The 21052-nt window shown below is 27.9% G+C and carries 26 protein-coding genes, 1 tRNA gene and 1 pseudogene; 27 read left to right on the top strand and 1 reads right to left on the bottom strand.

Annotated elements, in window-relative coordinates:
- Nucleotides 1-24: 24 nt before the first annotated feature.
- From fabG to RBU61_RS03215, 14 genes are all read left to right on the top strand, one after another.
- The gene (fabG, locus tag RBU61_RS03150; RefSeq protein WP_308878105.1) at nt 25-768 is read left to right on the top strand and encodes a 3-oxoacyl-[acyl-carrier-protein] reductase; all 744 of its coding nucleotides are present in this window, start codon (nt 25-27) and stop codon (nt 766-768) included.
- A gap of 76 nt (nt 769-844) precedes the next feature.
- The gene (gene acpP, locus RBU61_RS03155; protein ID WP_374212477.1) at nt 845-1078 is read left to right on the top strand and encodes an acyl carrier protein; all 234 of its coding nucleotides are present in this window, start codon (nt 845-847) and stop codon (nt 1076-1078) included.
- 22 nt (nt 1079-1100) lie between these two features.
- On the top strand, nt 1101-2339 hold the full coding sequence (gene fabF / locus RBU61_RS03160; protein WP_308878106.1) for a beta-ketoacyl-ACP synthase II: 1239 nt from the start codon (nt 1101-1103) through the stop codon (nt 2337-2339).
- Nucleotides 2340-2717: 378 nt separating this feature from the next.
- A complete protein-coding gene (locus tag RBU61_RS03165) occupies nt 2718-3443 on the top strand; it encodes a LytTR family DNA-binding domain-containing protein (RefSeq protein WP_308878107.1) in 726 nt (241 codons plus the stop codon).
- Nucleotides 3434-4717 (top strand): GHKL domain-containing protein, encoded by a 1284-nt coding sequence (locus RBU61_RS03170; RefSeq protein WP_308878108.1) that lies wholly within the window; start codon nt 3434-3436, stop codon nt 4715-4717. Before RBU61_RS03165 ends, RBU61_RS03170 begins: the two co-directional genes overlap by 10 nt.
- A 163-nt stretch (nt 4718-4880) precedes the next feature.
- Nucleotides 4881-5024, top strand: coding sequence for a cyclic lactone autoinducer peptide (locus RBU61_RS03175; protein WP_308878109.1), 144 nt, complete (start codon nt 4881-4883; stop codon nt 5022-5024).
- A gap of 11 nt (nt 5025-5035) precedes the next feature.
- Nucleotides 5036-5422: an accessory gene regulator B family protein gene (locus RBU61_RS03180; RefSeq protein WP_308878110.1), complete on the top strand. Its 387-nt coding sequence runs from the start codon at nt 5036-5038 to the stop codon at nt 5420-5422.
- A gap of 100 nt (nt 5423-5522) precedes the next feature.
- The gene (locus RBU61_RS03185; protein WP_308878111.1) at nt 5523-5735 is read left to right on the top strand and encodes a hypothetical protein; all 213 of its coding nucleotides are present in this window, start codon (nt 5523-5525) and stop codon (nt 5733-5735) included.
- Nucleotides 5736-5773: 38 nt separating this feature from the next.
- Nucleotides 5774-6358, top strand: a complete 585-nt coding sequence (locus RBU61_RS03190; RefSeq protein ID WP_308878112.1) for a hypothetical protein — start codon at nt 5774-5776, stop codon at nt 6356-6358.
- A 57-nt stretch (nt 6359-6415) separates the two neighbouring features.
- A complete protein-coding gene (locus RBU61_RS03195) occupies nt 6416-6946 on the top strand; it encodes a hypothetical protein (protein WP_308878114.1) in 531 nt (176 codons plus the stop codon).
- Nucleotides 6947-6977: 31 nt separating this feature from the next.
- Nucleotides 6978-7694 (top strand): DUF1835 domain-containing protein, encoded by a 717-nt coding sequence (locus tag RBU61_RS03200; protein WP_308878115.1) that lies wholly within the window; start codon nt 6978-6980, stop codon nt 7692-7694.
- Nucleotides 7691-8680 (top strand): hypothetical protein, encoded by a 990-nt coding sequence (locus tag RBU61_RS03205; RefSeq protein WP_308878116.1) that lies wholly within the window; start codon nt 7691-7693, stop codon nt 8678-8680. Before RBU61_RS03200 ends, RBU61_RS03205 begins: the two co-directional genes overlap by 4 nt.
- Before the next feature lie 365 nt (nt 8681-9045).
- Nucleotides 9046-9177 carry a hypothetical protein gene (locus tag RBU61_RS03210; RefSeq protein ID WP_308878117.1) on the top strand — a complete coding sequence of 44 codons (132 nt, stop codon included), beginning with the start codon at nt 9046-9048 and terminating at the stop codon, nt 9175-9177.
- A gap of 38 nt (nt 9178-9215) precedes the next feature.
- Entirely contained in the window at nt 9216-9866 is a 651-nt protein-coding gene (locus tag RBU61_RS03215) for a plasmid recombination protein (protein ID WP_308879757.1), read from the top strand.
- 103 nt (nt 9867-9969) lie between these two features.
- Here the strand turns inward: RBU61_RS03215 and RBU61_RS03220 are convergent.
- Nucleotides 9970-10200, bottom strand: a pseudogene (locus RBU61_RS03220) (transposase domain-containing protein); the annotation flags it as partial.
- A gap of 279 nt (nt 10201-10479) precedes the next feature.
- On the opposite strand from RBU61_RS03220, the gene RBU61_RS03225 reads away from it, so the two are divergent.
- From RBU61_RS03225 to clpP, 13 genes are all read left to right on the top strand, one after another.
- Nucleotides 10480-10806, top strand: a complete 327-nt coding sequence (locus RBU61_RS03225; protein WP_308878118.1) for an ATP-binding protein — start codon at nt 10480-10482, stop codon at nt 10804-10806.
- A 186-nt stretch (nt 10807-10992) separates the two neighbouring features.
- Nucleotides 10993-11136 carry a cyclic lactone autoinducer peptide gene (locus RBU61_RS03230; protein ID WP_308878120.1) on the top strand — a complete coding sequence of 48 codons (144 nt, stop codon included), beginning with the start codon at nt 10993-10995 and terminating at the stop codon, nt 11134-11136.
- 11 nt (nt 11137-11147) lie between these two features.
- On the top strand, nt 11148-11705 hold the full coding sequence (locus tag RBU61_RS03235; RefSeq protein ID WP_308878121.1) for an accessory gene regulator B family protein: 558 nt from the start codon (nt 11148-11150) through the stop codon (nt 11703-11705).
- A 158-nt stretch (nt 11706-11863) separates the two neighbouring features.
- Nucleotides 11864-12547 carry a hypothetical protein gene (locus RBU61_RS03240; RefSeq protein ID WP_308878122.1) on the top strand — a complete coding sequence of 228 codons (684 nt, stop codon included), beginning with the start codon at nt 11864-11866 and terminating at the stop codon, nt 12545-12547.
- A 102-nt stretch (nt 12548-12649) separates the two neighbouring features.
- Nucleotides 12650-13483, top strand: coding sequence for a hypothetical protein (locus tag RBU61_RS03245; RefSeq protein ID WP_308878123.1), 834 nt, complete (start codon nt 12650-12652; stop codon nt 13481-13483).
- A 318-nt stretch (nt 13484-13801) separates the two neighbouring features.
- The gene (locus RBU61_RS03250) at nt 13802-13990 is read left to right on the top strand and encodes a hypothetical protein (RefSeq protein ID WP_308878124.1); all 189 of its coding nucleotides are present in this window, start codon (nt 13802-13804) and stop codon (nt 13988-13990) included.
- Between the two features lie 178 nt (nt 13991-14168).
- Nucleotides 14169-14993 (top strand): hypothetical protein, encoded by an 825-nt coding sequence (locus RBU61_RS03255; RefSeq protein WP_308878125.1) that lies wholly within the window; start codon nt 14169-14171, stop codon nt 14991-14993.
- A gap of 156 nt (nt 14994-15149) precedes the next feature.
- Nucleotides 15150-16484, top strand: coding sequence for a CCA tRNA nucleotidyltransferase (locus RBU61_RS03260; protein ID WP_308878126.1), 1335 nt, complete (start codon nt 15150-15152; stop codon nt 16482-16484).
- A 61-nt stretch (nt 16485-16545) separates the two neighbouring features.
- Nucleotides 16546-17892, top strand: coding sequence for a phosphoglucosamine mutase (gene glmM, locus RBU61_RS03265; protein ID WP_308878127.1), 1347 nt, complete (start codon nt 16546-16548; stop codon nt 17890-17892).
- A gap of 20 nt (nt 17893-17912) precedes the next feature.
- The gene (locus tag RBU61_RS03270) at nt 17913-18749 is read left to right on the top strand and encodes a DegV family protein (RefSeq protein WP_308878128.1); all 837 of its coding nucleotides are present in this window, start codon (nt 17913-17915) and stop codon (nt 18747-18749) included.
- 65 nt (nt 18750-18814) lie between these two features.
- Nucleotides 18815-18898: transfer RNA gene (locus RBU61_RS03275), tRNA-Leu, on the top strand.
- A gap of 256 nt (nt 18899-19154) precedes the next feature.
- Nucleotides 19155-20444 carry a trigger factor gene (gene tig, locus RBU61_RS03280; RefSeq protein WP_308878129.1) on the top strand — a complete coding sequence of 430 codons (1290 nt, stop codon included), beginning with the start codon at nt 19155-19157 and terminating at the stop codon, nt 20442-20444.
- A gap of 18 nt (nt 20445-20462) precedes the next feature.
- Complete coding sequence (gene clpP, locus RBU61_RS03285) at nt 20463-21044, top strand: ATP-dependent Clp endopeptidase proteolytic subunit ClpP (RefSeq protein ID WP_308878130.1); 582 nt, start codon at nt 20463-20465, stop codon at nt 21042-21044.
- Nucleotides 21045-21052: the final 8 nt, after the last annotated feature.

Here is a 21052-nt window from a genome sequence, read left to right on the forward strand (position 1 = left end):
CTAAATTAGAAAGGGGGTGAAAATATGAGCCTAGATAATAAAGTAGCCCTAGTAACTGGAGGTTCTAGAGGGATAGGAAAAGAAATTGCCTTAGAGTTAGCTAAAAATGGTGTTAATATAGGAATTACCTATATTAATAACGAGGTAAAAGCTAGAGAAGTAATAGATGAGATAAGATCCTATGGAGTAAAAGGAATTGCCATAAAGGCAGATGTATCTGTAGAAGAAGATGTATTAAGGATGATAGGGTCCATAGAAGAAGAATTAGGCACTATAGATATATTAGTAAATAATGCTGGAGTTACAAAAGACAATTTAATTATTAGAATGAAAGAGGAAGACTGGGATGAAGTAATGAGTGTAAATCTAAAGGGAACATTCCTCTGTACTAAGGCAGTATCTAGAATGATGATGAAGAAAAGATATGGAAAGATAATAAACATTACTTCTGTAGTAGGTATAATGGGAAATATAGGTCAAGGAAACTATAGTGCTTCAAAGGCTGGAGCCATTGGATTTACAAAGTCCATGGCAAAGGAATTAGCAAGTAGGGGTATTAGAGTAAATGCCATAGCACCAGGGTTTATAGAAACTGATATGACAGAAGTATTAAAAGAGGATATAAAGGAAACAATGCTAAAATCAATACCACTAAATACCTTTGGCAACCCAAAAGATATAGCAAACCTAGTAGTATTTTTAGCTAGTGAAAAATCAGACTATATAACAGGGCAAGTAATAAATGTAGATGGTGGGATGTTAATGTAAATGAGATAAATTATAAAAAACGAGTCTTATTTTTATAATTTATCTAATACAATAAAAAATTAGGAGGAATGCGAAAATGATATTTGAAAAGGTTGTAAATATAATAGCAGAGCAATTAGGAATAGATGACGTGGAGAGTATTACAGTGGAGACTTCCATGATGAAGGATTTAGAAGCAGATTCATTGGATGCAGTAGAAATAATGATGGCTTTAGAAGATGAGTTTGGAATTTCTGTGCCAGATGAAGATGCTGAAAACTTTAAAAACATTGGTGATATAGTAAAATATGTAGAAGAAAAGACAGAATAATACCTTACATTGGAGGTAAAAAATGAAAAGAGTTGTAATAACAGGATTAGGAGCAGTAACGCCTATAGGTATAGGAAAAGAAAAATTTTGGAATTCATTAATACAAGGGAAGTCAGGAATTGGACTTATAACTAGATTTGATACTAAAGAATTCGATACTAAAATAGGTGCTGAAGTTAAAGACTTTAATCCATCTGACTATATAGATAAGAAGGAAGCCAAAAGGATGGACAGATTTACACAATATGCAGTAGTAGGTGCAAAGCTTGCTATAGAAGATGGAAATCTAAACTTAGATAAATTAAACTTAGATAAAGTTGGAGTTGTAATTGGAGTTGGTATCGGTGGTATGGAGACTATGGAAACAGAGTATGGAAAACTAAGGGATAGAGGACCAAGTAGAGTTAGCCCCTTATTTATCCCAATGATGATATCCAATATGGCACCAGGACAAATATCCATGACCTTTGGATTTAGAGGACCAACAATGACAGTAACTACAGCCTGTGCGTCAAGTACCCATGCCATAGGGGAAGCTTTTAGAATGATAAAATCAGGTAATGTGGATATGGTAGTAGCAGGTGGAGCAGATGCGTCTATAACACCTATTTCAGTGGCAGGTTTTTGTTCAATGAAAGCTCTTTCAACTAGAAATAATGACCCTACAAAGGCATCTCGTCCTTTTGATAAAGAGAGAGATGGATTTGTAATGGGAGAAGGAGCAGGTATATTGATTTTAGAAGAGTTAAACCATGCACTCTCTAGAGGGGCAAATATATATGGTGAAATTGTAGGATACGGATCTACTTCAGATGCTTTCCATATAACTCAACCAGACCCAGAAGCAAGGGGAGCAACAAGAGCTATGGAATTGGCATTGGAGGAGGCAGCAGCCGACTATAATGATGTAGAATATATAAATGCTCATGGTACGTCAACATATTTCAATGATAAACTAGAGACTTTAGCAATAAAGAATGTTTTTAAAGACCATGCGGAGGATATAAACATAAGCTCAACAAAATCAATGACAGGTCATTTACTAGGAGCTGCCGGTGGAATAGAGGCTATAGCAGCCATTATGGCAATAAAGGAAGGAATCATCCCTCCAACAATAAACTACGAACATCCAGATGAAGAATGTGATTTAAATTATACACCAAATGAAGCAGTAAAAAGAGATATAAAATACGCATTATCAAATTCACTAGGATTTGGGGGGCATAATGGGACGGTATTATTTAAAAAATATATAGATTAAAACAAAGGGACTTTGAGAGAGATCAAAGTCCCTTTTATCTTTGGGATAACTTTAACAAGTTCTAGGACAATAAATTAATTATATGATAATATAGAGGTAGAAAAACAACAGAGGGTATGGAATATACATATATTTAGAGCACTACTTAAATTATTACTATATAATTATGGCTAAGTTATAGCTTTAGTATTTATAACATACTAATTATTATTTTTATCAAGTTATCAAGAAAAATAAATAATATAGAAAATTCCGTTAATGGAATAAAGGAAAAGTTAGATAAAAATTTAGAGGAGTAAAACTTAATAGGAAATATAATTAGAGTAAAATAAAGATTAAAGATAATCTAATATATAATTTTATAGAGGGTGATACTCAGTGCTAAGAATAGCTATATGTGATGATGAAAATTCAATATGTAATCAATTGGAAGAAATTTTAGAAGGACTTGAAAAGAAATTTTCAAAGGAACTACAAATAGATATTTTTTACTCTGGTGAGGAATTATGTTCGTATCTATCTCAAGATAATCATTATGATATTATTTTTCTTGATATTGAATTAGAAGAAATGAATGGCGTAGAAGTGGGACAAGTAATTAGAGATAAGATGTTAAACGAAACTACTCAAATTATATATATTTCAGGGAAAGAGACTTATGCAATGGAGCTTTTTAAGATAAGACCTTTAGATTTTATTATAAAACCTTTTAATTATAATAAGATACAGGATGTTGTTGAGATTGCTTTAAGGATTATACAAAGAGATGAAAAGGTATTTCAGTATAAAGTTGGACATACAACATACAATTTGCCAATAAGAGATATTATATACTTTGAAAGTAAAAATAGAGAAGTTATAATACACACTATAAATGGGTCAGAAGTATTTTATGGAAGATTAAAAGATATATATGAATATTTAAATCAATTTAAATTCATTCATATTCATAAATCCTATTTAGTAAATTATAACCATATTACAAAACTTGAATATCATCAAGTTACTATGTCAAATAAAGTGATTTTACCTATTAGTCAAGCAAATAGAAAGAAAGTAAGAGAATTACAGTTAGAGTTAGAAAGGGATAGGATATGGGATTAAATATTTATGACTATTTTTATTTAATAACCAATATTTTGAGGGCATATACTACATATAAATTCATGGATATATTCTTTGATACCAGAGATACAAATAAAAAAATAGAAATTCTTTCCTATACACTTTATTTTATTGTAATTAGTTTTGTATATTTAACTATTAATACTCCTGTAGTTACATTTATAAGTAATATATTATTATATTTTGTTTTAACATTTAATTATAAATCATCTATAAAAAATAAGATTATATCCATTATGACTATATATATGATTTTAATGTCTATAGAGAGTATAATCGTTTTATTATCAGGATTTGTTTATACTAATGGTCTTAGCAGCAATCCATTATATTCTTCAATTATCGGAATGATTGCTATAAATATAATTTCATATATGATTGCGTTAATAATGGGAGGATATAAAAATATAAAGAAAGGCATAGATATGCCAAATATCTATTGGTTATCTATATTTTTAATACCATTAGGGAGCTTATATATTATCTTGACTCTGTTACAGAACTTTAACTTAGATATATACAAAACTGTAGGCTGTATAATTATATTATTTTCAATAAATATAATTATTTTCTATTTATATGATACTTTAAGTAAAGCATTTAAAGATAAAATAGAGAAATTAACACTTGAAGAACAAAACCACTATTATCAAAGGCAGCTTGAAATTATAGATAGTTCCTATGAGAATATAAGGTCTTTGCGTCATGATATAAAGAATCATTTAATAGTATTAAAGGAATACGTAGAAAATGGGGGAGAAGAAAAGGCTATTGATTATATTTCACAAATAAATGAAAGTCTTTATGAAAAGGAACAGTTTTCTAAAACAGGCAATATAGAGATAGACAGCATTCTAAATTATAAGTTACAAGAGGCTAAATTAAAAGGAATTTTAGTATCACTAGAACTAAAAATTCCATCTAAATTGAATATCTACCCATTAGATATAGTAGTGATTTTAGGGAATTTGTTAGATAATGCAATAGAAGCTAGTTCCAAGGTTGAGAATAAGAAGACCATTGATATTAGAATTAAATATAAGAATGATATACTATTTATTTATATTAATAATTCTTTTGATGGCTCTATTATTTATGAAGGAGAAAAGATAAAAACAACTAAAAAAGACAAAGAAAATCATGGTATTGGATTAAATAATATAGAAAAAACTTTAGATAAATATGATGGTACCATGAAAGTATATCATACTGAAAACAGATTTCATGTTGATATATTAATGTATGGAGTATAATAAATTAGATAATTAGGGCCAAAGTCCTTTAATATTTTAGTAATAAATATACAAAAATTGTAAGTTTCAACAAAAACATATATAAGTTTCAACAAATTCCTAAAGAGCTATTATTTCTTATTGTATAATGAATATACAAAAAATAACAAAGGGGATGATTCTTTTGAAGAAAGTTATTTTAAGATTTGGTGGAGCTCTTGCAAGTTTAGCATTGATGGTAACATCTATGAATGTAAATACAACATGTATGTATCTTGCTCATCAGCCTGAATTGCCAAAAGGTGCAGAAAAACTTCGTAAAAATTAACGGAAAATAATATGATTGAGAAAATAACAAACTACTTTGTTGTTAATGAGCTAATAAAAGATGAGGATAAAGAGATTTATGTCTATGGATTACATCAAGGACTTCTAATACTACTAAACATCATAACAACGATTTTAATAGGATTTATATTTAAAGCAGTCTGGGAAAGCATTTTATTTATAATAGTGTATACTCCACTTAGAGCCTATGGAGGAGGGTATCATGCTAAAACTGAAGTTAAATGTTATTTGTTTTCTATAGTTCTAATTTTAGTAGTATTATTAGGAATAAAAATTATTCCAGACACAGATGTGATAATCCTAGCTTTAACAGAAGTAGGTGAAATTATAATCTGGTTTCTAGCACCTGTAGAAGATAGCAATTTGAGTTATGGTTAAAAAAATTACATTTAAATATGGATAATAGCAATTAAAATCAACTTACTAGCTGAATCATTGTGTTGTAAATTTATTGAAATTTAAAATCTTGGAGGTTTTTATGAATAATAGAAATAAAGGTTTTCTTCTTATTTTGAGTATTGCTTTAATATTAACTTCATGCTCAAATTCAGAACCTGATAATGAATATACGAAGTTAACAGATACAGAACTTGCTTATATTGAAAATTATTCAACAGATACAATTATAAAAGAACTGCAAAGCAAAATTCAAAAGCCTATCTTGGAATTTGATAATATTTTGATAATATAGAAATAAAAGAATTAAATGTCTATGAAGATAAGCTACTAATGAAACCCAAAGAGAATAAGAAAGAGTTTGCAAATATATTTATAGATGCATGCTTAATATTAGATAAAAGTTTAAGTTTTGAAGAAACTACTAATTTAAGTGAAGAATGTATGGATAAAATAACTGATATTTTTAGAGAAAGGAAGGGTGGAGAATTTAGACTTTCTACAATATCTGTTGTATTTGAATCTGAAAACTTTAAAGAAATTCTAAAAGAAAATATACACTTTCGAGATATTGATAAAGATATAAATGTATTGAGTTTAAAACAATCAGAAGAAGACTTTAATATTCAGACAATCATATTTAATGAACTTTCTAAGGATAATGAAGTTGATATTTTAAGGTTAGGGCTAGAAGATATATCTAATAATTATAATATAGAAATAAATATATTTGAAGTAACAGATGCTGAGACTTATATTGATGATATAGATTCAAAAAATGATGAATTAATAAAAATATTGTCCAACAATGAAGACGTTAAAAAATATTTTAAAAGTAATTCTGTAAATAAATTAAAACTAATTTATAATATGCCATGGCATAAAGAACCACAACTTATATATGATTTTGAACTTTAAATAATATGGTGCATAAATTAGTTTATTTATTTAATATATTATACAAGGAGGTATATTATGAAAAAATTTAAAAAAGTAGCAGTCTTAACATTAACATTGATATTATGTTTAAGCAGTAATTTAGCTTTTGCTAAAACAAGCATCACTGAAAACACAAAAATAAGCAGTGATAATTATTATGACATCATTTACAACGGAAAAACTTCAGGTAAAATAGCAGAAGGAGTCTCTAAGGGGTATATTTCTGATGACAACAAAGAAGAAAGTTATTTTAGATCTAGTCGGGCAGCACTAGTTGTAGGACAATCTGGATTTAGCAGAAATTATCTTACAAAAAAAATATCTGCATGGGGTTCAACAGATACCTCAATAAAGTACAAAGTAAGTGTTAGAGGGGACATGTATAAAAACTACAGATACTATAATGGAGCACCAAGCACAGAAGGATATGGGTATGTTGAGTCTGAAACACCTAAAATTTCATATGAATCAGGAGATAATTTTGAATTTCGAAGTTTTCATAAGGGATGGAATTCATCTGGTGGTTTAGATTATGAGGATACTTTAGTAATAGATAGAGATATATAAGAATACATAAGATTAAAAGGAGAGATGAAAAATGATTCATATATGTTTTTCTGATGGATTTAAAAATACAATAGAAGACTTTGATAGTGAGTTGGATGTGATATCTCTCCCTTTAATCTTTAATATTGGTTCAGTAGAAGAAATTGAAGAAATGACAATTTATAAAATGTTATTCTTTTATAATATGTTTGAAGAAATTGATAAAAAGAAAGCCTTAAAAAATTTTTATTCTATACTTTCAAACACTGAGAAGGATAGTTTTACAATATGGTATTCAGAGGATTCAAATGAATACTGTGGTATGCTCTATACTGTCTATAAACTAAATGAATATTTCAAAAAGGATATCTATTTAGTTAACTGTACACAAAAAATTTATAGAGATAATTGTATTGTGAGTTACAGTTGGACAGGGGAAATACAATCAGTATATTTACCATTGTTTTTCGATAAAATCAAACAAATCGACAATAATCTGGATGCTGTTTATAGAAAAGAATTTATTGAAAACTTCTGTACTCCTAAAATGATACGGATATATGCAAATCATAGAGTTGAATTTGTTGAAAGAGATATACTTACAAATATGATATATCCTCTTATAAGTACAGGAAAATCACATGGATTTCATATAAGTAAAATTAAATTTGAACTAAATTTAAATTTCTATATTGTTGATTATATTATATCTTTTCTTGCAAAAGAAAATAAAATATCTATTAATGAAAAAGGAATAATTGTAAAATGAAAAATAAATTGCACAATAACAAACTGAAAATATTAGTTATAATGTTTGTTTGTTTTTTATTTATAAGTGTATATATATACACTTATAAACCTATAGATACAATTACTTATGAATACTTAAAATTACATATTGATAGTCTTCATGAAAATAAAAAAACCCTTATCTTATATGAAAAGAATAGTAAAAATCCAGTACATGAAATTAACTTAACATTAGATTTTGATTCTAATAAAGATTCGTTTTATAGGGCCATTCTTTTAAATAATTATGAACAAGTCCCATTTGCGATTGATAATTTATCATACAATGAAATTCAAAAAATTAAGCTTTCTAAAACAGAAACTATTACTTCTACTGAAGTTGCTTTAAAAACTGAAAATAAATATTATGATTTAAATGATTATATTTTACTTCTTCTTGAAGAAGCCAATGAACATATGGGAAAAGTTAAATTTTTTAGGTTTAATGTTGTCAACAACACTTTAAACAACATATCTTCATTTGATAGTTTATATAGTAAGAATTTTTTTAATGATGGAAGTCCAGACCATTTAAAAAACTCTCCTAATAAATATGAATATTTAACACTCCTTGATGAGAGTTTAGAACCAATAGACTCTAATATTAGCTCTCTGAAAAAAGCAGAAAAGGTATATTTATTTGTTGATTTAAGTAGGTCTTTACATGGCTCTCCTTATTATGAGAATTTTTTAGATGATATAGAATCACAATCTAATAATTTTATTAGTTTAGCAGTTTTTTTAGTTGATGATCAAGAAAATTCACTATTTAATAATCAAGTGTATTATATTAACACTGAATTGAAAGATAAAATATTGATTGAAGTAAATCATGATTTTAATGTAAATGATTCTTTTAGAATAATGTGTTCATTTTATCCTCTTGAAGCATCAGATGATAAGATGAATACATATAAAATGTCAATATGGGATAATGTATTTTTTTCTAGTGTCTTTTATAATTAAAAACAATGTGATAATATTTTAAGACTAATATCACCCTTAATCTTAAAGATGTCATGTATTGTTTATTTCTAAAATTGCAACCATTTTTTAATATTTCTTCTTTAATATTTTAATTTTGTTATTCTTTATTTTTCAATTTAAATTGTGTTTCAGTTAGTATTTTTTGAGTATGTAAATTGAATTATTGTTTTAAGCCTTTTATAGAGAGGTGAAAGAGTAATTTAAATATATATCTTTGTCACTTTCGCTTATTTTTTATAAAAACGAACGGGAAATTTAGCAATAAAGTTTTCCCCAAAAGTGGGTTAAGGGGAACTCCCCTTACAAGTTACCAAATTTTTGGTATGAAAGGAGCGAAGATTTTTATGGCACATTTGATGAAATCTACAAGAGGAGCAACTGGAGGATTGACTCGTCATTATGAAAGATTTAAAAATGAGAAAGATGAATATATTAAATTTGGCAATCAAGAAATAAATATAAAAAAACTCATTTAAATTATAATCTTGCAGCTGAAAAAAATCAGCTTAAATTTATAAAGAAGAGAACTTCTGAGATTAAGTGTTTAAATCGTAAAGATGTTAATGTAATGTGCTCTTGGGTTGTTACTCTTCCAGGAGAAATTAAAACTTCTGAAGACCAGGAGAAGTTTTTTAAAGAGTCTTATAATTTTTTAGAAAAAAAGTACGGAAAAGAGAATGTGATTTCAAGTTTTGTTCATCTTGACGAAGTAACTCCACATATGCACTTTGCTTTTATTCCAGTGGTTTACGATAAGAAAAAAGAAGAATATAAGGTTTCAGATAAAGAATGTATTACTGAAAATGATTTAAAAAAATTTCATCCTGAATTTGAGAAATATATGGAAAATGTTTTTGGTCGTGATATAGGAATTTTAAATGAAAGAACTAAAGAAGGGAATCGAAGTATAAAAGAATTAAAACAAGAAACTGCTATAAAAGAATTAAATTCTTTAAAAGAGAATATAAAAGATAAACAAGTTATTTTAGATAATATTAAAAACGATTTAAAGGCAGTTAAAGAGGATTTAGATAAGTATGCCTTATTAACTATTGATTTAAAGGCTATAAATCGTTTAGAGGGCAAAGAGGGGCTTCTAAGTCGTAATAAAATTGTTTTAGATAAAGAGGATTTTGAATTTTTAAAGGACATTGCTAAAAAATAATTAGTTATAGAAAGTAAATATAGATCATTGGTAAGCGCCTAATAATAGATGTATTGAATAACTATAGGGATATCGGTATGATATCCCTATAATAGTGTGTTTATTAAGCTTTACATGTTTTTTGAATTACTTCATTCCAAGGCATCATTAAATCTAAGATTTTAGGATTTGTCTTGAAATTAGATCCTAGCAATCTTGATAGCACAAATTCTAAATATTTATAGGGGTTTAATCCATTGGCTTTTGCTGTTTCTACTAGTGAGTATACACAGGCACTTGCATTGGCTCCTTCAGGACTACCACAGAAAGTCCAGTTTTTCCTCCCTACTGTAAATGAACAGACTCCCATTAGTTAGACCAAAACTCTAACTAATGGGAGTCTGTTTTAATTGATTTGTCCTCCAAAAGTTGAACATATAATAAGGATTAAGTTCTATATGGAGGAGAAGGAAAGGCTATTGATTATATTTCACAAATAAATGAAAGTCTCTATGAAAGGGAACAGTTTTCTGAAACAGGCAATATAAAAATAGACAGTATTTTAAATTATAAGTTACAAGAGGCTAAATTAAAAGGAATTTTAGTATCACTAGAACTAAAAATTCCATCTAAATTGAATATCTACCCATTAGATATAGTAGTGATTTTAGGGAATTTGTTAGATAATGCAATAGAAGCTAGTTCCAAGGTTGAGAATAAGAAGACCATTGATATTAGAATTAAATATAAGAATGATATACTATTTATTTATATTAATAATTCTTTTGATGGCTCTATTATTTATGAAGGAGAAAAGATAAAAACAACTAAAAAAGACAAAGAAAATCATGGTATTGGATTAAATAATATAGAAAAAACTTTAAATAAATATGATGGTACCATGAAAGTATATCATACTGAAAAAAGATTTCATGTTGATGTATTAATGTATAGAGTATAATAGATTAGATAATTAGGACCAAAGTCCTTTAATATTTTAGTAATAAATATACAAAAATTGTAAGTTTCAACAAAAACATATATAAGTTTCAACAAATTCCTAAAGAGCTATATTTCTTATTGTATAATCAATATACAATAATGAATATACAAAAAATAACAAAAAATAACAAAGGAGATGATTTGTTTGAAGAAAGTTATTTTAAGGTTTAGTGGAGTTCTTGCAAGTTTAGCATTGATGGTAACATCTATGAATGTAAATACAACATGTATGTATCTGGCTTATCAGCCTGAATTACCAAAAGGTGCAGAAAAACTTCGTAAAAATTAATGGCTAGTAATATGCTTGAGAAGATAACGAACTACTTCATTGTTAATGAGCTAATAAAAGATGAGGATAGGCAGATTTATGCCTATGGATTACATCAAGGACTTCTAATATTACTAAACATCGCAACAACAATCTTAATAGGATTTATATTTAGAGCAGTCTGGGAAAGCATTTTATTTATGATAGTATATACCCCACTTAGAACTTATGGAGGAGGGTATCATGCTAAAAGTGAAGTTAGATGCTATTTGTTTTCTATAGTTCTAATTTTAGTAGTATTATTAGGAATAAAAATTATTCCAGAAACAGATGTGATAATCTTAGGTTTAACAGAAGTAGGTGGAATTATAATCTGGTTTCTAGCACCTATAGAAGATCGCAATAAGCCTTTGGATAAAGAGGAAAGAATTATATATAAAAGAAGGACAAGTATTATTCTTATTACAGAGATAATAATTACTATATCCTTACTAGTATTGAATTTTAAAAAAATAGCATTGGTTATGTCTGTCTCAATTTTTATAGTAAGTTTGATGTTGATTCTAGGGAAAATGATTAACAAAGATTAAATATATTATTTGAGTTATGGGTTATAAGCAAAGCCCTATATAAATAGGGAGCAATACTATTCAAGGATTTAGATAATTAAAATTCCATAGAGTAACTTGTATTGCAATACAAGTTACTCTATGGAATAAAATCTCAATACAAATTAAAGGTGGTTATTTTGAAAAAGAGAATTGCAGTTTGGTTAAGTAAAAGCAGTAATCATATTTTTAAGATTTTCTTTGCACTTTGGTTTTTACTGTCATCATACTCTTTATTTCCTATTCCACAATCATTGATTCTAGCTAAAAATCTAGACGTTTTTTCATATACTGTTATTTATTATATAGGAATATTATTGTTTTTTGGGGTAATTTTTTTATCTAAAAAACTTTCTATAAATTCACGATTATCTGTTTTTATCATTTTAAATATCATATTAGCAGTACTTTTTAACAAAGTTAAAGTAATAAATTTTAAAGATTTTGGAGATTCCATCCTTCGATTTGTTGCGTCATTAGCCAGTCTAGCTTTTATAAGGCATGCTAGACAATTGAAAAATGTTCTAAAAATGCAAAAAAATAAACAAGAGATGAATCAAATAACTATTTATCCTACAGATATCCAAAAGAAAGTAACTAAAGGTCTTTATAGATATACTACTTCCGATGAAAAATTTTGGATAAAAGCACAGAATGACACTGCTGATGTAGAATATATTTGTTCATTTTGTATTTTATTTTTTGTATTTTTAATACCAGATAGATATTTAACTTCTTCAACTGCTTTTATAATTATTATTAGTGCTTTTCGTCTGATGAAACATAAATGGGTCTTAGTTGATAAAGATGGTAAAATAGTATAGGTAATAAAAATTACATATAAAAATTACTTCCGATAGGATAAATATATTGAAATTGTAAAAGGTTCTTCTACTCATATTCCTAAAAGGAGGTCAGATTTAACTATGAAAAAAACAAATTATTATATCATAGGAATAATTGTACTTTTGTTAGTAACATTATGTGGTTCTGGCAGTATATCTAAGGAAGATATAAATAAAGTAAAAAATATTAGTTATGATGATATTGTAATAAGTCTTTCAAATATAATTAATAATTTTTTATATGAGTATGATTATTATACTGTTTCTAATCTAGAATTTGTGGAGGATAAATTAGCCATAGATAATACTAACGAAGTAAAAAAGTTTAATAATATAAAAATACTCCTGGATATAGAGGTAGATTTAGAAAAAGATTCTAATGATTTGAAAAAAGATATGACTATGGCAGAAAAATATAAGTTTTTTAATGAATTAGCGAAAAATACTAATAAGGATTTATTAGATATATTACATAAAGAAAGTCCCATCGCATATTCAAAAGTTGGAAGAGTAGAAACATCATATATAGATACCAAAAATAAATTAAAATATAGTTCAAATATAAATAATTCAAGGGATTCTCAAACAATGATAACTTTAAGAAATGAAGAATCTGAAGGCGAAAAATTAATATTAGAAGCGATATTTGATTATATAAGAGAGTGTAAGGAAAACTATGAATTAAAAAGATTTGGTACAGACAACAATAAGCTAATCATAGAATTTGATTTATATACAGTTGATGATATACATAATCAAGAAATTGAAAAAACAAGTAATGGGTTATTTGAGTTAATTATGGAGAATGAAAATACCAATAGATATATAGAAGAACAAGAAGTTAAGTCTATTAAGGTTATTTTTAATAAGGAAACAAATGATATGGAACCAATCATTTTTGAAAAAGAGATTTGATGTAATGAATAATAGGATATGCAAGGTGATTATATGATAAAAGGTAGAATTAAAAAACTTCAAACAAAAATTGCAATTGATATAATTATACTTATTTCATTTATTTTTGCATATTCTGTTATTAACTCCTTTAATAAAGACTATTTAATTCAAATAAGAGATCTCAATGGAATTTATAATGAAAGACATTATAGCTGAATATAACTTAACCCCTACTAAGGATTGGATTCTATATTGGATAGGACTCAGTCCTTTTAGTTTGAGGTAACTTTGACAAAACAAATTATTATGTGACAATATAGAGGGGAGGTATAAAGTATGATAAAAGTTAAGGCACTACCACCGTTATCATCATTAATCATAAGTTGGATTGTAATAACATTTATAATTTTAGCCTTTATAGTTATACCAGTTGTTATTTTCATTAGACTGAAAAGAAAAATAAATAATATAGAGAATTCTCTTGATGAAATAAAAGAAAGATTAGATAAAGATATGCAGAAGTAGGTGATTGACTTGAATAAGTATATAAGGTACATAAAAAAATATAACTTTGTTAGTAGTATATTATCATACTATAATTTTCAAAGGGAAGAAGAACATAATTTTAGTTTATATCTTTATCGCCTTCAACTAATTATAAAAAGCATGTGAAATTTATTAAATTTATGTAAAGGGGGATTTCATGAATAATAGAAATAGAGGTTTTTTTCTTATTTTAAGTATTGCTTTAATATTAACTTCATGCTCATATTCAGAACCTGATAATGAATATACGAAGTTAACAGATACAGAACTTGCTTATATTGAAAATTATTCAACAGATACAATTATAAAAGAGCTTCAAAGTAAAATTCAAAAGCCTATTTTAGAATTTGATAATATAGAAATAAAAGAATTAAATATTTATGAAGATAAGCTACTAATGAAACCCAAAGAGAATAAGAAAGAGTTTGCAAATATATTTATAGATGTATACTTAATATTAGATAAAAGTTTAAGCTTTGAAGAGGCTACTAATTTGAGTGAAGAATGTATGGATAAAATAACTGATACTTTTAGAAAAAAGAAAGATGGAGAATTTAGACTTTCTACAATATCTGTACTATTTGAATCTGAAAATTTGAAAAAGATTCTAAAAGAAAATATATATTTTCGGGATATTGATAAAGATATAAACGCATTAAGTCCAGAACAATCAAAAGAAGATTTTAACATTCAGACAATTATATTTAATGAACTTTCTAGAGATAGTGAAGCTGACATTTTAAGATTGGGATTAGATGATATATCTAATAATTATATTATAGAAGTAAATGTATTTGAAGTAAAAGATGCTGAGGCTTATATTAATGATATAAATTCAAAAAATGATAACTTAATAAAAACATTATCCAATAATGAAGACATTAAAAAATACTTTCAAAGTAATTCTGTAAATAAATTAAAACTAATTTATAATGTGCCATGGTATGAAGAATCGCAGCTTATATATGATTTTGAACTTTAAATAATTAGGAAGGATATATATCATAGAAGAGAATAAATAATATAACAACAAAGAAAGACTTTGGAAATCATTCCAAGGTCTTTCTTTGTATAAAAAAACTTGTCTGCCACAAATACTATGATATACTAAAATAAGACAAGATATTGGAGTGATAATATGGAATGGAATATTCCAGAGTATGTAGATAGGATTATAGATAAACTTGAAGCTAATGGTTTTAGTGCGTATATAGTAGGTGGCTCTGTCAGAGATATATTAATAGGAAAGAAACCATCAGATTTTGATATAACTACAGATGCTTTGCCAGATGAAATAGAAGAAGTATTCAAAGAATATAAGACTCTTGAAGTAGGCAAACAATTTGGAACTATAGTTGTAGTTCAAGAGGAAGGTATTGTAGAAATAACTACATTTAGAGCAGATGGAGAATACAAAGATGGAAGAAGACCAGAAGAAGTATACTTTTCGAAAAATATTACGGATGATTTAAGTCGGAGAGATTTTACTATTAATTCCATGGCATATAATAAGAAAACAGGAATAATTGATTATTTCCAAGGAAAAGAGGATTTGAAAAAAAGACAGATAAAAACTGTAGGAGACCCAAAAGAAAGATTTAGTGAAGATTATTTAAGAATAATGAGAGCCCTTAGATTTGCGTCACAGCTTGAATTTTCAATTGAAGACTCTACCTTTGAAGCTTGTAAATTATATAGTGAATATATTTCAAATATCAGCATAGAAAGAATTAGAGAAGAATTTTTTAAAATTTTATTATGTAAGACTCCTTCCAATGGAATTAGGTTAATGAAGGATACAGGCATACTTCCTATAGTCTTACCAGAGATGGTAGATACAGTAGGATTTAACCAGCATAATCCTCATCACGACAAGGATGTATTTGAACATATAATGTGTGTATTAGATAATACAAAACCTATTTTAGAACTAAGACTTGCGGCACTTTTCCATGACATAGGAAAGCCTCATACGTTGACTATAGATGAAAAAGGCATAGGGCATTTTTATAATCACGATAAACTAGGTGCTAAAATAGCTGAAAAGATATTAAAGAGATTAAAGGCACCAAGTGAATTAGTAGAAACTGTTAGGTTGCTAATATATAAACATATGACACAGCATGCTAACTTAGGTGAAAAGGGATTAAAGCGGTTAATATCCAATTTAGGGGAAGAAAGAATATTTATATTATTGGAATTGAATAAAGCAGATAGAACTTGTTCAAATAAGGATGCAGATATAACTGATTTAATTGAGAGAGAAGAAAAAATAAAAAAGATTATAGAAAACAAAGAAGCATATGAAAAAAAACATCTAACAATTAATGGGCATGATGTGATAAAATTAGGATATAAAGAAGGGAAACGAGTAGGAGAAATATTAAATTACTTATTAGAAAAGGTATTAGAAAATCCTGAATTAAACAAGAAAGAAAAGTTAATTGAGATTATAGAAAAAAAGTTTAAATAGGGTGCAAACCTTACTATAAACTATTCATTATTAACTGAATTTGAATTTGGAGGTTTTATAGATGGGTAAATTATTCGGTACAGATGGTATTAGAGGAATTGCAAATAAGGATTTAACTCCAGAGTTAGCCTATGAAGTAGGGAGAGCAGGAGCATATATATTGGCTAAGGAGAGTAAAGGTACTGTAATAGTAGGAAAAGATACAAGAATATCTGGTGATATGCTGGAAGCTGCCATAACTGCTGGAATTTGTTCCATGGGATTAGATGTCATATCTGTAGGGGTTATACCTACTCCAGCAGTGGCGTATTTAATAAGAAAATACAAAGCCCTATCAGGAGTAGTTATATCGGCATCTCATAATCCAGGAGAATATAATGGAATTAAATTTTTCAATAATGAGGGATTTAAGTTACCAGATGAAGTAGAAGATGAAATTGAAGATATTATATTAAATAAGAAAGAATTAGATATAAGACCAATAGGAGATAAAGTTGGTAAAATAATAAAAGAAGAAAATGCTTCGGAAGATTACATAGATTACTTGGTGTCTACTTCTAATATAGATTTAACTGGAATTAAAATTGCAATGGATTGTGGACATGGAGCCTTATATAAAATTGCTCCTGAAACCATAAGAAGACTTGGTGGAGAATTAGTAGTTATAAATACTGAACCAACAGGCACCAATATAAATCAAAACTGTGGCTCTACTAATCCTAAAATGATTCAGGAGCTGGTATTAAAGGAAAAGGCAGATATAGGAATTTCTTTTGATGGTGATGGAGATAGAATAATAGCTGTAGATGAGTTAGGAAATGTATTAGATGGGGACCATATATTAGCTGCCTGTGGGTTATACCTTTATGAACAAGGAAAGCTTAAAAACAATACTGTAGTAGGCACTATAATGACTAATATGGGACTAGATACATTTTTAAAAGAAAAAGGTATAAATATAGTAAAAACTACAGTTGGTGATAGGTATATATTAGAAGAAATGATTCGTAAAGACTTTGTATTAGGTGGGGAGCAATCAGGACATATAATATTTTTAGATTACAATACGACAGGAGATGGTTTGGCTACGGGACTACATTTACTTGAAGTAATGCAAAATACAGGAAAAACTATGTCAGAATTAAATAATTTAATGACTAATTTTCCACAGGTTCTAGTCAATGCAAAGGTAAAAAATGAATTGAAATATAAATATAATGAAAACGAAGAAATAAAAGAAGAAATAAAAAGAGTTGAAGATATGTTTAAAGGTCAAGGAAGAGTAGTCATAAGACCTTCAGGAACAGAGCCTTTAGTCAGAGTAATGATTGAGGCGAAGGAGGATATAGGACTTCCACAGATAGCATCTGATTTAGCTAAGTTTATTGAAGAAAGAATAGGCAATTAAAAATTTTATGAGGTGATGAGATGAATTACAAAATCGTAGCAGATAGTAGTTGTGATTTAAATGAAGAATTAAAGGAAAATCTCAATATAAGTTTAGTTCCATTTAACATAGATGTAGATGATACCAAATTTATTGATGATGAGAGTATGGATTCTATGGAATTGATTCGTGCCATGAGAAATAGTCCAAATCCGGTTAAGACTTCTTGTCCTTCACCTGGAGATTTTGTAACAGAATACAAAGATGCTGATAATGTTTTTGCTGTTACAATCTCGAGTCAGCTAAGTGGGACATATAATTCGGCAGTATTGGCAAAAAAAATGGTTCAAGAAGAAGAACCGAATAAATTTATTCATGTATTTGACTCTAAATCTGCAAGTGTAGGGGAAACTCTAGTATCTATGAAGATTCAGGAATTAGTTGAAAATCGATTAAGTAATCTTGAAATAGTAGAAAAAGTAGAAAACTATATTAATGGAATGAAAACTTTCTTTATTTTAGAGAGCTTAGACAATTTAATCAAAAATGGAAGAATTTCAAAAACAAAAGGATTAATAGCCAATGTTTTAAATTTAAAGCCTATTATGGGAGCTACTGATGAAGGTGAAATAAAATTAGTTGAAAATACAAGAGGAAGTAAAAAGGCATTTAAACGACTAGTTGATATAATTGGAGAAACTGGAGAAAAATTTGAAGAAAAAATTTTGGCTATATCCCATGCTAATGCCTTGGAGAAAGCTGAGGAATTAAAGGAAGAAATTCAAAGAAAATATAATTTTAAAGATATAATTGTAGTAAAAACAGCAGGTCTTAGTACTGCCTATGCCTATGATGGTGGAGTAATACTTGTATTTTAAAAAAATATTGACAAGTAAAATCAACATGGTATAATAATAAGGTAAGTTAAATTTATTTTATTTATGCGGGAGTGGCGGAATTGGCAGACGCGCTAGACTTAGGATCTAGTGTCATTGACGTGGGGGTTCAAGTCCTCTTTCCCGCACCATGTTAAAACCAGTGGATTTAGACCATTGGTTTTTTTATAAGGAATAGGAAAGTTCTATTTTTATCTCTTTATATTGGGAGCTTTCTGTAAATGAGTTTCAAAAAAAGGTTTCCTCTGACTTTTAAATATAATTGGAAGCCTTTTTTACTATGTTTTTGTAATTTATAGTGTTGGATATTGTTATATGTTATGTTATAATTTTATGATATAATAAGTTAGTTAAAATGGATAAATATATTGGAGGAGGAAAATATAAATGAAGGCTGTTCTAGGAAAGAAAGAAAACAATAAAGTTAGTTTTACCATTGAAATACCAGGGGTGGATTTCGAAAAAGCGACACAAGAGGCATATATAAAAAACAGATCAAAATTTAATATTCCAGGATTTAGAAAAGGAAAAGTACCAAGAAAGATTATAGAGTTAAACTATGGTATGGGAATATTTTTTGAAGAAGCTATCAACTTGATTTTGCCAGAGGCATATAATAACGCAATAGAAGAGTTAAAGCTTGAGCCAGTGGATCAACCAGAGATAAATATTAGTGAAATAGAAACAGGAAAGCCTATTATTATTGAAGTAGAAGTAGTAGTAAAACCAGAAGTAACTCTTGGAGATTACAAAAGTATAGAAATCGAAAAAATAGAGTATAATGTAACAGATGACAATATCGCAGATGAATTAAAATCAGTTCAAGAAATGAACGGAAGAATAATAGATGCAGGCGATAGAGCTGTTAAAACTGGTGATGTATTAAATATTGACTATAAAGGATTTGTAGGAGAAGAACAATTCCAAGGTGGAACTGCTGAAGCACAAGAATTGGAAATTGGATCCGGGAGATTTATTCCAGGTTTTGAAGAGCAATTAGTGGGTAAGAATAAAGGGGAAGAAGTAGATGTAGTTGTAACTTTCCCAGAAGAATACCATGCAGAAGAGTTAAAAGGCAAAGAAGCTATATTTAAAGTTAAAATAAATGAAATAAAAGAAAAAGAATTACCAGAACTTGATGACGAATTTGCAAAAGATGTATCTGAATTTGATACTTTAGAAGAATATAAAAATGATATTAAAGAAAAACTAGAGAAAGAGTTTAAAGAAAAAGAAGAAATAGAAAATGAAAATAACTTAATTGAAAAAGTAATAGAATCTTGTGAAATAGATATACCAGAGGCTATGGTAGATACTCAGTTACAAAACGAATTAGCTGATTTTGATTATAAAATAGGAATGCAAGGAATAAATTTAGAGCAATATTTACAAATAACTAATTCAACTGTAGATAGCTTAAAGGAACAATTAAGACCTATGGCTGCTAAGAGAGTTAAGGGAGATTTAGTTCTTGAAGCTATTGCCAAAGCTGAAGATATTACTGTAACAGAAGAAGATATAGATAAAGAGCTAGAAAAAATGGCTGAATCCTACAATCAAGAAAATAAAGAACAGTTTATTAAAGATATGAGAAAAGGAGATGTATCTTTCTTAGAAACAGCTATTTCTAATCAAAAGGTTATTGAATTACTTAAGTCAATCGTTAAATTTAAATAATTAATGGAGGGATGTAAAGTGACTCTAGTTCCTATGGTAGTAGAGCAAACTAACAGAGGGGAAAGATCTTATGATATTTACTCTAGGTTATTAAAAGAAAGAATAATATTTCTAGGTAGTGAAGTCAATGATGTTAGTGCAAATCTAATAGTTGCACAACTATTATTCCTAGAAGCAGAAGACCCAGAGAAGGATATTCAACTTTATATAAATAGTCCAGGTGGTTCCGTAAGTGCAGGATTTGCTATATTTGATACTATGCAATATATAAAACCTGATGTATCAACTATATGTACAGGTATGGCAGCTAGTATGGGCGCATTCTTACTTGCGGCAGGTGCAAAGGGTAAAAGATTTGCATTGCCAAATGCCGATATTATGATACATCAGCCTTTAGGTGGGGCCAAAGGTCAAGCAGAAGACATAAGAATTCAAGCTGAAAAGATTATTGAAATAAGAGAGAGAATCAATAGAATCTTGGCAGAAAGAACAGGTCAACCACTAGAAAAAGTATCTAGAGATACAGATAGAGATTATTATATGACAGCAGAAGAAGCAAAAACATATGGGATAATAGATGAGGTAATATCAAGAAAATAATATAAGTG

Source organism: Tissierella sp. MB52-C2 (genome assembly GCF_030931715.1).
Lineage (GTDB): Bacteria > Bacillota > Clostridia > Tissierellales > Tissierellaceae > Tissierella.